Genomic DNA, 12,562 nt, shown 5'->3' with positions numbered 1-12,562 from the left:
GGTCGGGCCATGGACCGGGTCATGGGTCGGGGTCATGGGTCGGGCCGGCGCGGCAAAACAGCGGACGCGCGTCATGGGGCGGCGCATCCGTGCGGCCGAGTGTGTCACCGTGATGTTACAGCGCAACGACCGCGCCCGAAACACCGGCGGTCGTGGCGCGTGGCGCGGCGACCGCCGGCCCGGTCACAGCCCGAGAAACTTGAATGGCTGCGCGTCCTTGAAGGCGCCAGTGGCGTTGCCGGCGTAGGTGTGATCCTGGTTCTCGCCGAGGTCGAGCTTTCGGACCTTGCCGGTCTCGGCGGAGAAGTCGATCGCCTTGAGGTCGACCCAGAACGTGTTGGGCGTCAGCGCGGATTCGAAAAAGTAGAGCTTGCGCTTGTGGTCGACCACGGTGCGCCAGCGCGTCGAGGAAATGTTGGGCTGGTCGGGCGTCGTCAGGCCGAACGGCACGGAGGCATTGCGGATGACGCTGAACACGCTGGCGACCGCGCGGTTGGGATCCTCGAACTTCGGGATGGCGTTGACATAGAACGAGGCGCGCGCGAAGCGATCGGCGGCGCGGTTGGTGCCCGGCAGCATCACGGTGCCGCCGATCTCCTTCCAGTAGGCGTTGAGCGCGAGCTGCTCGTCGAAGGTCGGCGAGTTGGTCATCACCTGGTACTGCCGGCCGTGGTGGATCACCTGCCGCCCCCGGATGTACTCGATGATGGCGCTGTCGCCGCTGGCATCCGACAGCGACAGGTGCAACGTCGCAAGCCGTTCTTCGCCCGGCACGTTGGCGGTGACGACGGTGAACGGTTCGCGCGCGAGGGCGTCGACGGCCTCCTGCACGGTCGCGAAGTTGTCGAGCACGTATTGCGCCCAGGCGGCGATGGTCAGGCCCGGCTTGCTCTGGTCGAATTTCGGATATTCGGATTCCACCAGCCACAGCAGGTTGGCGGTGAGGCCGGCTTCGTTGACGCCATCGGTGGTGGAGACGTCGTAGCCGGTGGCGACCACGCTGCCGTACTTCGCGGTCCATCTCAGCGAGTTCGGCCCGGCTTCGCCACTGCGGGCGACGCCGCGCGGCAGGACCCAGAGATTGGTGGCGATATCGTTCTTCCAGTCCATCGAGCGCGCGGTGATGACATTGCCATCGGAGCCGAGATAGACCAGTCGGGTACAGGCATCGGCCGTGCTCTGCAGAGTCAGCAGCGCAGCGGCGGCGAGTGCGAGAGCGGATCGGGCGACGGAGGTCGTGTGCGGCATGGCGGTGCTCCTCGGATGCGGGCAACACCGGCGATGCTGGCACGAATTGCGGAGCGGCGCGAGAGGCCGATCATGCGGCCGGCGTGGCTACGCTGCCTGGGGCCGCGGTGATGAGGCGTCCGCGCGGTGGCGCGGGCGCGGCGTGATGTCGTCGTGGTTCGGTCGCCGAACTCAGTAGCCGATCAGCGCCAGCGCGACCCACGCGGCCATGCTTACCGGCAGGCCGACGACGGCGATGGCGACAGAGTACAGCGAGAATTTCAGGCCAGCTTTCAGCATTGTTGTACGCCCCCGATTTTTTCTTTTCTCTCTAGCGGCAATCGGCGATCGGGCAAGCTGAATCGCGAGACAGCGCCACGAGACCGCTGACTTCGGTTTGCAAATTGCAAACGTGGATTTCAGGGCTTGTTTACGTTTGCGGCCGTGACGACGTGTTTGGAAAATCGTTGGTAAAGATCCGCGCGATCGTCGTCGCGGGTGAGCATGTGCGCATCACCATGTAATGCGGTGACGCGCGCGCGGCGTGTCATGGCGGCGGCGATCGAACAGGACGGATTGCAGGATGGGCGGGGATGCGTCCGGCCTTGCCACGACGTGGGCGGCGTGCGGTTTCAGATGAGACGCGGTTTCCGTGACGGCGTTTCGTTGCCGTTTACCAATCCGGCAATGTTCCTGACGTAAGGCCGCCCTGACAACGATACCGTCCTCATCCTTGCGCCCTGCGGCACCGCCGGGCGGGGATCGCGCACGGCTACTCCACCCGCGCCATGGCGCGGGTGGCACCGGGGGCGGGCGCGGCGGTCTGATATCCGTGCTGAAACGGCGTCGCGGCGCGCCGGGCGGGGGCGGCCCCGGTTCGGCCTGCACATCGCGGTGGCGCAGGCTGGACGGCGCGCGGCCGGCGGCAGCCGGCACGGCCGATGCGGGCCAGACATCGCCTGTGCTCACCGCAGCATATGCCTACCGTCGCGGAAATATTTTGCAACAGACCTTCGGCGATCGGTTTTACGCCTCGTTATGGCCGCGGGGCTATCGGGTGGCCGCATACCGCAGGTTCTTGGGCATGACACGGGTATCGATCACCGCAAAGCTGCGACGAATGCTGGCGCGCTTCTGCCGCGCCGAGCGCGGCAATGTGGCTGTGACCTTCGCGCTGACGATCGTTCCGATCATGGGCTGCGTCGGCGCGGCGATCGACTATACCCGCGTCAACAGCGCGCGCACCGCCATGCAGGATGCGCTCGATGCCGCGGTGCTGATGGTCGCCAAGGACGACAGCACCGGCACGCTGACGCCGGCGCAGCTCAATGCCAAGGCGCAGGCCTATTTCAGCGGGCTGTACGGCTCGCATCCTGAAGTCATCATCAACAGCGTGTCCGCGACCTACAGCGGCGGCAGCGGCGCGCCGTCGACCATCCTGCTGAACGGATCGGGCACGCTGCCGACCCAGTTCGCGAGCGTGCTCGGCTTTTCCAGCCTGAATTTCAGCGTCTCGTCGACCGCGACCTGGGGCCTCACCAAGCTGCGCGTGTCGCTGGTGCTCGACAATACCGGCTCGATGAACGATGCCGGCAAGCTCGTCGCGCTGCAGGGCGCGGCCAACACCCTGATCGACCAGCTCAGCGCCAGCGCGCAGAAGCCCGGCGACGTCTACATCTCGGTGGTGCCGTTCGCCAAGGACGTCAATGTCGGCGCCAGCAACTACACCCAGAACTGGATCAAGTGGAACGGCGCGTCCGACACCTGGGAAGAGAACAACGGCAGCTGCAGCAGGTATTTCGGCTTCTATCGCCCGACCAGCCTGAGCGCGTGCCAGTCGGTGGGCGGGACGTGGAAAGCGGCGAACCACAGCAACTGGACCGGCTGCGTCATGGACCGCGACCAGAACTACGACACCACCAACACCGCGCCGACATCGGTCGCCACGGATTTTCCAGCCGACGAATATTATGAGAACGGCACTTACTTCTGCGCGCCCGGCGCCAATCCGGCACTGCAGCCGATCACGCCGCTGAGCTACAACTGGACGATGCTCAAGGCCAGCATCAACGCCATGCAGGCCACCGGCGGCACCAACCAGGCGATCGGCCTCGCCTGGGGCTGGATGTCGCTGACCCAGTCGAGCCCGCTCAACGCGCCGGCGCTCGATCCCAACTACAGCTATGTCCAGGCCATCATCCTGCTGTCCGACGGTCTCAACACCGAAGATCGCTGGTACGGCGACGGCGTCGACTGGTCGTCGCAGGTCGACGCCCGCCAGCAGACGCTGTGCGACAACATCAAGGCCGCCGGGATCAAGATCTACGCCATCCAGGTCAACACCGACGGCGAGGCGCAGTCCGCGGTGATGGCTTACTGCGCGTCCGACCCCGGCAAGTTCTTCTACCTGACCTCCGCGACCCAGGTGCTGTCGACCTTCAATACCATCGGTGCATCGCTCGCGCAGCTGCGCATCTCCAGGTAACGCCCGGCGCATCACCATGCGCGACGCATCACCATGCGCGGCGCATCTCTGTGCGCAGCGCATTGACACGCGCCGGCCGCAGCGGCCATGACTCTCCGTCCGGGGACACGCCCGCGGGGAGGACAGCCATGATCGAACGCCAGCAGGACGTCACGCCGGCGGTGCTCGCGGTGATGCAGCGCAGCCGTGATCCGCGGCTGCGCCAGATCCTGCTGTCGCTGGTCACCCACCTGCATGCCTTCGTCCGCGACGTCCGCCTGACGGAAGCCGAATTCCGCGACGCCACCGCCATCCTCAACGAGATCGGCCAGCGCTCGACCGACAGCCACAACGAGGCGGTGCTGATGGCGGGCTCGCTCGGGGTGTCGTCGCTGGTGTGCCTGCTCAACAACGGCGATCGCGGCAACACCGAAACCTCGCAGTCGCTGCTCGGCCCGTTCTGGCGGCTCCATGCGCCGCGCGTGCCGAACGGCGGCAGCATCGTGCGCTCGGCGACGCCGGGGCCGGCGCTGTTCGTGCGCGGGCGGGTGCTGGACACGGCGGGCGGTGCGATCGCCGGCGCCGAGATCGACATCTGGCATGCCTCGCCGGTCGGCCTCTACGAGAACCAGGATCCGGAGCAGGCGGAGATGAACCTCCGTGGCAAGTTCACGACCGATGCCGACGGCTGCTTCTGGTTTCGTACCGTGAAGATGGTCGGCTATCCGATCCCGACCGACGGCGTCGTCGGGCGGCTGCTGCGGGCGCAGGATCGCCACCCCTACCGCCCGGCGCACCTCCATGCGCTGATCGTCAAGGAGGGCTACAAGGTGCTGATCTCCCAGGTCTACGATCCCGCCGATCCGCACATCGCCTCGGACGTGCAGTTCGGCGTGACGCAGGCGCTGCTCGGCGACTTCGTCCGTCATGACGGGCCGCATCCGGACGCCGCCGACGTCGTGCCGCCGTGGTACGCGCTCGACTACACCTATGTGATTGAACAGGGCGAGACGGTGCTGCCGCGGCCACCGATCAAATAACGGCCCTGTCATGGCTGGGACCCGCCGCCTGGTGTTTTGATCCAGCGCAATGCCCCGGCGCGCCTCCGCCGTCACAGTCGGGCGGGATCGAGGAGAACGACCATGGCCGCAACCGACTTCGTCACCACGCTGAAGGCGCGCGTCAATGACTGGCTGCTGCAGCGCCGGCAACTGCGCGAGCTCGCCGAGTGCGAAGCCGACCCGGCGGATTTCGCCCGCATCGCGCACGAATTCAGCATGACTCCCGACGCGCTCGACGCGCTGGTGCGGCAGGGGCCGCACAGCGCCGACGAACTGCCGCAGCTCATGGATGCGGTCGGCGTCGACATGAACGACGTCCGCCGCCATCACACCGCGCTGCTCAACGACATGGAGCGTGTCTGCGCGTTCTGTCAGGAAAAGCGCCGCTGCCGGCAGGATCTGGCGTCCGGCGAGGTCGCCGGGCATTACCAGGACTACTGCGCCAACGCCGCGACGCTGAGCGAGCTCAAGGCCGCCAACGAGGCCTGAGCGCGGCTGCTTCATCGGTAGCCGGGCGCCGCGAACGGTGCTAGACGGGCGCGCATGCGCCCGGACAGTTCCTCCTCTTCTCCTTCAGCTCTCGTGGTCGGCGGCTCCGGCATGGTCGGCCGCCATGTCATGCGTCAGCTCGCGGCCCGCGGCATCCAGCCCGTGGGGCTGGTGCGCTCGCCGCCGCGGGGCAGCGGCTGGATCGCCGGCGATATCAGCTTGCCGCAGGCGTGGGCGGCGCAGATGCCACCCTGCGCGCTGGTGGTCTCGACCGCCGAGATTCATCTGCTGGTGCCGGCGATCGCGACCTTCGCCGACAACGGGGTGCGCCGTCTGGTGGCGATCTCCACCACCAGCATCCTGACCAAGCGTGACTCGGTGATCGCCGCCGAGCGCGACAAGCTGGACAAGATCGCCGCCGCCGAGGAGCAGGTGATGGCGGCCTGCGAACGGCACGGCATCGGCTGGACCATCCTGCGCCCCACGCTGATCTATGACGAGGGGCGGGACATCAACGTGACACGGCTCGCCGGCCTCATCCGGCGGTTCGGCTTCATCCCGCTCGCGGGATCGGGGCGGGGCCTGCGCCAGCCGGTGCATGCCGAAGATCTCGCGATCGGCGCCCTCGATGCGGCTGAGAGCGATCTGGCGGTCAACAAGGCCTATGTGGTGCCGGGCGGCGAGACGCTGAGCTACCGCGACATGGTCGGGCGGATTTTTGACGGCCTGGGGCGGCGGCGGCTGATCGTGGCGGTGCCTTCGGCGGTGTGGCGGCTCGCCTTCCGCCTGGCGCAGCCGCTGTTTCCCAACGCCAACTTTGCCATGGGCGATCGCATGAGCATGGATATGGTGTTCGATGCCGCCCCCGCGCAGCGCGATTTCAACTGGCGCCCGCGCGGGTTCCGGCCGCGGTTTCCCGACGCGATGAAACCGTGAGGGGTCAAGCCCTTGCGTTGCAACGCGGGGTATGGGGCCACCGCTGGTTCCTGGCATGCATGAGCTACCTCATATGATTTTCGCGCGACCCGTTTTCCGCCACGGGTCCGCCTGATAAGGTCGCTGCCGGATGAGGCGTTCGACAGCGTCGAGTGGAGTGTGCCGGCATCGCCGCCGGTCATGGCGCATGGGTCACGAGATCGAGATCAAGCTGGAGCTGCCGCCCGCGCACGCGCCGCGGCTGCAGCAGATTCCGCTGTTGCGCCGGGTCAATGGCGCGGCGGCGACCGCGACCCAGGTCTCCACCTATTTCGATACCAAGGATTTCGCACTGCGCCGCCATGGTGTGGTGCTGCGGGTGCGGCGCGACGGCGCCCATCATGTCCAGACCATCAAGGCCGAAGGGGTCGGGCTGATCGATCGCCGCGAGTGGGAGACCGAGCTTGCCGACGGCACGCCGGACCTTGCCGCGGCGGAAGGCACCGCGCTCGCGCCGCTGCTGACCAAGAAGCTGGCTCGCCAGCTGCGGCCGGTGTTCGAGACGCGGGTGCGCCGCACCACCTATCCGCTGCAGACGCGCAATGCGCAGATCGAGGTCACGCTCGACCGCGGCCGCATCATCGCCGGCCGCCAGTCGGCGCCGGTGTGCGAGGTCGAGATCGAGCTCAAGCGCGGCGACCGCAGCGGCCTGTTCCGCATCGCGCGCAGCGTCGCCCGCGCCACCGCCGCCGAGCTTGCGGTCAAGACCAAGTCGCAGCGCGGCTACGAGCTGCTCGGCAGCGGCGAGGCGCTGGCGGTCAGATCCGAGCCGATCGAGCTCGCGCCGGATCTTCCCGCGGCCGACGCATTCCGCACCATCGCCGCATCCTGCCTGCGCCAGATCATCGGCAACAAGGCAGCTGTGCTGGCGGGCGATCCCGACGGCGTGCACCAGATGCGCATCGGCCTGCGCCGCCTGCGCGCGGCGATGTCGCTGTTCGCCAGCCTGCTGCAGCCGGAGGAGGCCGACGCGGTCAAGACCAAGCTGCGCTGGCTCTCAGGCGAACTGACCCCGGCGCGCGAGTTCGAGGTGTTTCTGGCGAGCGTCGTGACGCCGGTGCGGCAGCTGCATGCGCGCCTTGCCGGCATGCGCAGCCTCTCCGATGATCTTGCCGAGCAGCATGCCGCGGCGGTGGCGCGCGCCTGCGAGGCGGTGCGCTCCGACCGCTTCCGCGCGCTGTGCCTCGATGTCGCGGCCTGGCTCGAGACCGGCGCGTGGTGCACGCGGGCGGACGCCGCGGCGCGCGAACGTGGCGCGCAGCCGATCGCGCGGATGGCGTCGGCCGAATTGTCGCGACGCTGGAAGGTGGTCCGCAAGCGCGCGGGTGCGATGGAGAAGCTCGATCCCTATCGCCGCCACAAGCTACGCATCCAGGCCAAGAAGCTGCGCTACGGCGCCGAATTCTTCGAAACCGTGTTTCCCGGCCGCAAGGCCAGCGTCCGCCGCAAGGAGTTTCTGGTCGCGCTGCGCGCGCTGCAGGACAGCCTCGGCGATCTCAACGACATCGCCGTGCATGAGGGCCTGATGGCGGAACTGGCGAACGTGTCGCGATCCGCGCGGCCGCCGGCGCGCGGCGAATTGCGCACCCGCGCCTATGCCGAAGGCCTGCTGGGCGGCCATGAGGATGCGCGCTTCATCACCGCCATGGCCGCGGCGCGCGAGGCCTGCCAGGCCCTGGCCAAAGCGCCGCGGTTCTGGGGGTAGATCAATGTGCAATTCGGTTCGCTATCTCGATCGCGTCTACGCAACTCCCGCTGAGCTTGCGCAGCTTGTTGGCGGTCAGGATCGAATTGTCCGGGGAGACAGCATCAACCGGGATGTGAGCAATTGTCTCTGCCCCGTCGATCTGGAGGCTACGCTTGAACGAGCGGGTTTTGACTGGCACCGCGGCGTCGATCCGATGGAATGGACTGCGTACAAGGGGAAGTAGGCCACGCCCCGATCGAGAGGCTGCCGAGTTCTGGAAGCGACGCGGCTTCCTGCCGTCCCGGGACAATCCGTTCCTGCTGTTGCGATCACTGGCGGACGTCGCAGCCTCGCTGCGGTGAGGTGCTCTCACCGCGACAGCTTGCGCACATCGATGGTCCGTGCCGTCGCCGACACCGTGATCTCGTAATGGTCGGTCTGCGCGATGGATGTGATGTTGCGCGGGCGGTGCGCCACGACGTTGACGCCGCCGCGCCTGCGCACGCTGTCGTAGACGATGCCGGCGCCGCCGGATGCGCGGATCTCTTCGCCGAACACCTGCGACGCGGCATAGCTGTCGCCGGCATAGAGTTCGGCGCGCGTCGTCTGCTGGCCGCGGATGTCGCGGTAGTCGCCGAGCAATGTGGCGCTGAAGGCGCGGTAGGTGCGCTGCATGGTCGGCACGCGCCGCGCCACGGCTTCGCGCCGCAGGTGATGGCCGACTTCGGCCGCGGCGGTGCGCAGTTCGTCGGCGGCGTACCACGCACCGAGATCGGGGCCGTTGAAGCGCATGCCGCCGGGCGCGACATGCAGGAACGCGGCCATCACGATGCTGGCGTTGGCCATGCCATAGACCCATTCCGCCTGCGGCAGGCGGTGGATGCGCTCCGCCACCAGGCGATCGTTGGTCCAGCCGACCAGCTCCATCACCGCGCCGAGATCAGCAGTCGTCGCCACCGTGTCGAACAGGCCGATCGGTGGAAACTGCGACGGGATCAGGCGATGGGCCGGCTGCGGCGCGGCGGCGAGGGCGTCCGTCACCGCAACACGATCTCGCTGTCGTCGTAGGGCGTGAAGGCGGCGTCGAGGCTGTTCGGCGCCATGTAGACGCCGCCGCGCGCGCCGTCGAGGAAGCGCCGCACGGTGAGCAGGCCGTCCTGCGCGCCGCTGGTGATCAGTTCGAGCGGCGGCCGGCCGCCGAACACCACCGCATCATGCGGGCCGCGCAGCCAGGCGATGCCGTCCTGTTCGCTGGCAAACAGGATGCCGAGCGCCTGATGGATGCCGAGCACCGCCGAGATGCGCGTCAGCACGTCGACATCGAGGGTGATGGCGCCATGCTCGCGCGCCTGCTTGCACCAGTTGTGATAGGTCGAGCGCGACGGATAGCCGAGGATCAGGCGGCGCTGCTCTTCGTTCAGCCCCCACAGGTCGGCGATGGCCAGAAACGTGCGCAGCGCCGGCGCGCTCAGCCGCTTGCGGTTGGCGGGAGCGAAGCGCGACAGGTCGAGGCGCTGGGGCGCTTCTCGGGCCTTGAGATAGGCAGGGTGCGGCAGCATGGCTTGGGTCTCCGACCTTCCAGATTTGGATATAGTCCAAATATAGATAATCCGCAAGCATGTTGGCCGCCACCAGCTCCCGGCCTTGCGAGGGCAACGCCGCATGGCCTGAAATAGCGATTTTATTCAATTACTTGCATGCGCCTGACGCAGGGCGGCGGCGAACCTCGTCCGCCGCCGGAGCGCTGGCCGGTCATCCCGCGAGCGCCGCGCGACCGTGCGGCGCGCTGAAGTCGAGCGCCGGCCCGACCGGCACGATGCCGCTGGGGTTGATGGTGCGGTGGCTCTGGTAGTAGTGCCCCTTGATGTGATCGAGATTCACCGTCGCGGCGACGCCCGGCCACTGGAAGATGTCGCGGGTGTAGGCCGCTAGATTCGGATAATCGGCGATGCGGCGGATGTTGCACTTGAAGTGCCCGACATACACCGCATCGAACCGGATCAGCGTCGCGAACAGGCGGATGTCGGCCTCGGTGAGTTCGCGCCCCATCAGGAAGCGCCGCGTCGCGAGGCGGCTCTCCAGCCAGTCCAGCGTGTCGAACAGCGGGCCGATCGCCTCCTCGTAGGCGCCCTGCGTGGTGGCGAAGCCGGCCTTGTAGACGCCGTTGTTGAGCGTGTCGTAGACGCGGGCGTTGACCGCGTCGATCTCGCTGCGCAGCGCCGCGGGATAGTAGTCGCCGGCTGCGGCACTGAGGCCGTCGAAGGCGCTGCCCAGCATCCGGATGATCTCGGACGACTCGTTGTTGACGATGGTGCGGCGCTCCCTGTCCCACAGCACCGGCACGGTGACCCGGCCGGTGTAGCGCGGGTCCGCAGCCTGGTAGACCTGATACAGCACCTCGGCGTGGTTGATGCTGTCGGCGATCACGCCCGGGCCATCCGCGAACGTCCAGCCGCGCTCGGCCATCAGCCAGTTCACCACCGACAGCGAGATCGCGCCGTCGAGCTTTTTCAGCGCGCGCATGATCAGCGTGCGGTGCGCCCATGGGCAGGCGAGGCTGACATAGAGGTGGTAGCGGCCGGCCTCGGCCTTGAAGCCGCCGTCACCGCTTGGCCCGGCGCTGCCGTCGGCGGTGATCCAGTTGCGGAAGGCCGAAGCCTTCCGCACGAAGCGGCCACCGGTCGCGCCGGTGTCATACCAGGTATCCCGCCATTGTCCGTCGACCAGCAGTCCCATTTCAGCAGTCCTTCAACATGAGCATCGTCGTCAGGTGCGGGTGATGGACAGGCCGCCATCCACCAGCGAAGCCGTCCCGGTGACGAATGCCGCATCATCCGATGCCAAGTAAAGCACCGATCGCGCCAATTCGTCCGGCTGTGCCGCCCGCTTCAGGGCATGGAGATTGTTGATGAAGCTGGCCTTCTCTGCGGTGTCGTTCACCGCACGGTACATCTCGGTCTCGACCGCGCCGGGCAGGATGGCGTTGACCCGCACGTTCTGCGGCCCGAACTCGGCGGCGAGCGTCTGGGTCAGGCCGATCAGGCCGGACTTGCTCGCGGCATAGGCCGCCATGCCCGGGAACGACACGGTGTGTCCGACGAATGTCGAGGTGAAGATCACCGAGCCGCCGCCATGCTTGACCATCTCGGCGATCTGATGCTTGGCGCCGAGGAACGAGCCGGTGAGATTGATGGCGATGGCGTCGTTCCAGCCGGCCTCGGAGACGGCGGTGGAGGGACCGGCCTCGCCGATGACGCCGGCATTGTTGTAGGCGATGTCGAGCCGGCCGTAAGCCTTGACCGCGAGCGCGACCAGCGCCCTCGCATAGTCCTCGGAGCGCACGTCGCCGGCGAGCGCCACGGCCTCGCCGCCGGCGGCCTTGATCTCGGTGACGAGGCTCGCAAGCTCGGCCTCGCGCCGGGCGCCGACCACCACCTTGGCGCCCTCCGCCGCGAACAGTTTGGCGGTGGCGCGGCCGATGCCGGCGCTGGCACCGGTGACGATGGCGACCTTGCCCTGAAGGCGCCCGTGATGATCAGTGTGCTGCGTGGTCATGTTCGTTCTCCCTGGGTGATGCGGGGCTGCGTCGGTCGCGGCCTGTGGAGAAAGGGGTAGACCCCTGCCGGGCTTGGAAGAAGGCCGCAGAGCTGGTTAGATTGTTCAGCTTTTATGAATGATCGGAGAGACCGGATGGATCGCCTGAGGGCTTTCGAGGTGTTCGCCGCGGTGGTCGGCCAGGGCAGCTTCACCCGTGCCGCCGACAAGCTGGACACGTCGCCGGCCAATGTCACGCGCTATGTCAACGAGCTGGAGACGTCCCTCGGCGCACGCCTGCTCAACCGCACCTCGCGCCGGCTGTCGCTGACCGAGACCGGCAAGATGCTGCACGACCGCGCGCTCGCCATCCTCGACGACGTCGCGGAGGCCGAGGCGCTGGCGTCGTCGAGCGCGCTGCAGCCGCGCGGGCGGCTGCGGATCAATGCGCCGCTGAGTTTCGGCGTCGCGCATCTCGCGCCGCTGTGGCCGCGCTTCATGGCGCGCTATCCCGATATCGCGCTCGACGTCGAGCTGACCGATCGCGTCGTGGATATCGTCGAGGAGGGCTATGACCTTGCGATCCGCATCGCGCGCGGCGGCTCGGCGAGCCTCGTCGGCCGCAAGCTGGCGGTGTCGCACAACATCGTCTGTGCGTCGCCGGACTATGTCGCTGCCCATGGCGCGCCGCGGACGCCCGCCGAGCTGCCCGGCCATGCCTGCATCGGCTACACCTATTCGGCCACCGCCGATAGCTGGGAATTGCACGACGCCGCCGACAAGCCCCACACCGTGACGGTGCGCTGCGCCATGCACACCAACAATGCCGACACCGCCCGCGCCGCGGCACTCGCCGGACGCGGCATCATCTGGCAGCCGACATTCCTGATCGGCGCGGATCTGCAGGCTGGCCGGCTGGTGCGGGTGCTGCCGGACTATCACATGGCCGACATCGACGTGATGGCGGTCTATCCGAGCCGCCGCCATGTCAGCGGCAAGGTGCGGGTGATGGTCGATTTCCTCGCCGAGGCGTTTCGCGGCACGCCGCCATGGGATCGTGAGCCGCCTGCCACGCCCAGCCGCGCGCCACGGGCGCGGAGCGCGGGCGCGAGGAAGCGGCGCTGA

Annotated in this window: 11 protein-coding genes; 6 read left to right on the top strand and 5 right to left on the bottom strand. The window is 67.8% G+C overall.

The genetic code is table 11. The features are described 5' to 3' along the window. Nucleotides 1–183 precede the first annotated feature (183 nt). Nucleotides 184–1,248, bottom strand: coding sequence for a linear amide C-N hydrolase (locus AB4Z37_RS19770; RefSeq protein ID WP_441518447.1), 1,065 nt, complete (start codon nt 1,246–1,248; stop codon nt 184–186). Between the two features lie 1,063 nt (nt 1,249–2,311). Here AB4Z37_RS19770 and AB4Z37_RS19765 point away from each other — a divergent pair. The 5 genes from AB4Z37_RS19765 to AB4Z37_RS19745 all read left to right on the top strand — a co-directional run bounded on the left by AB4Z37_RS19765 (nt 2,312) and on the right by AB4Z37_RS19745 (nt 7,921). Further along, nucleotides 2,312–3,712: a pilus assembly protein TadG-related protein gene (locus tag AB4Z37_RS19765; RefSeq protein WP_441518446.1), complete on the top strand. Its 1,401-nt coding sequence runs from the start codon at nt 2,312–2,314 to the stop codon at nt 3,710–3,712. Nucleotides 3,713–3,840: 128 nt separating this feature from the next. Then, nucleotides 3,841–4,731 carry a dioxygenase family protein gene (locus AB4Z37_RS19760; protein WP_441518445.1) on the top strand — a complete coding sequence of 297 codons (891 nt, stop codon included), beginning with the start codon at nt 3,841–3,843 and terminating at the stop codon, nt 4,729–4,731. Between the two features lie 102 nt (nt 4,732–4,833). Next, nucleotides 4,834–5,241, top strand: a complete 408-nt coding sequence (locus AB4Z37_RS19755; RefSeq protein ID WP_441518444.1) for a DUF6455 family protein — start codon at nt 4,834–4,836, stop codon at nt 5,239–5,241. A gap of 54 nt (nt 5,242–5,295) precedes the next feature. Next, complete coding sequence (locus AB4Z37_RS19750; RefSeq protein ID WP_441518443.1) at nt 5,296–6,177, top strand: NAD-dependent epimerase/dehydratase family protein; 882 nt, start codon at nt 5,296–5,298, stop codon at nt 6,175–6,177. Between the two features lie 187 nt (nt 6,178–6,364). Then, nucleotides 6,365–7,921, top strand: a complete 1,557-nt coding sequence (locus tag AB4Z37_RS19745) for a CYTH and CHAD domain-containing protein (protein WP_441518442.1) — start codon at nt 6,365–6,367, stop codon at nt 7,919–7,921. Nucleotides 7,922–8,272: 351 nt separating this feature from the next. On the opposite strand, the gene AB4Z37_RS19740 is transcribed toward AB4Z37_RS19745, so the two are convergent. The 4 genes from AB4Z37_RS19740 to AB4Z37_RS19725 all read right to left on the bottom strand — a co-directional run bounded on the left by AB4Z37_RS19740 (nt 8,273) and on the right by AB4Z37_RS19725 (nt 11,458). Further along, nucleotides 8,273–8,944: an RES family NAD+ phosphorylase gene (locus AB4Z37_RS19740; RefSeq protein WP_441518441.1), complete on the bottom strand. Its 672-nt coding sequence runs from the start codon at nt 8,942–8,944 to the stop codon at nt 8,273–8,275. Then, the gene (locus AB4Z37_RS19735; protein ID WP_441518440.1) at nt 8,941–9,462 is read right to left on the bottom strand and encodes an MbcA/ParS/Xre antitoxin family protein; all 522 of its coding nucleotides are present in this window, start codon (nt 9,460–9,462) and stop codon (nt 8,941–8,943) included. The genes AB4Z37_RS19740 and AB4Z37_RS19735 overlap by 4 nt, the downstream gene beginning before the upstream one ends. 193 nt (nt 9,463–9,655) lie before the next feature. After that, nucleotides 9,656–10,639: a glutathione S-transferase family protein gene (locus AB4Z37_RS19730; protein WP_441518439.1), complete on the bottom strand. Its 984-nt coding sequence runs from the start codon at nt 10,637–10,639 to the stop codon at nt 9,656–9,658. Between the two features lie 30 nt (nt 10,640–10,669). Further along, nucleotides 10,670–11,458 carry an SDR family oxidoreductase gene (locus tag AB4Z37_RS19725; RefSeq protein ID WP_441518438.1) on the bottom strand — a complete coding sequence of 263 codons (789 nt, stop codon included), beginning with the start codon at nt 11,456–11,458 and terminating at the stop codon, nt 10,670–10,672. Between the two features lie 135 nt (nt 11,459–11,593). Here AB4Z37_RS19725 and AB4Z37_RS19720 point away from each other — a divergent pair, with 135 nt between their 5' ends. After that, nucleotides 11,594–12,562, top strand: a complete 969-nt coding sequence (locus AB4Z37_RS19720) for a LysR family transcriptional regulator (RefSeq protein WP_441518437.1) — start codon at nt 11,594–11,596, stop codon at nt 12,560–12,562.

Origin of the sequence: Bradyrhizobium sp. 2TAF24 (genome assembly GCF_052115025.1) — a bacterium.
Lineage (GTDB): Bacteria > Pseudomonadota > Alphaproteobacteria > Rhizobiales > Xanthobacteraceae > Bradyrhizobium_A.
The sequence above is the reverse complement of the archived record's forward strand: the minus strand, read 5'-3'. Positions and strand labels throughout refer to the sequence as shown.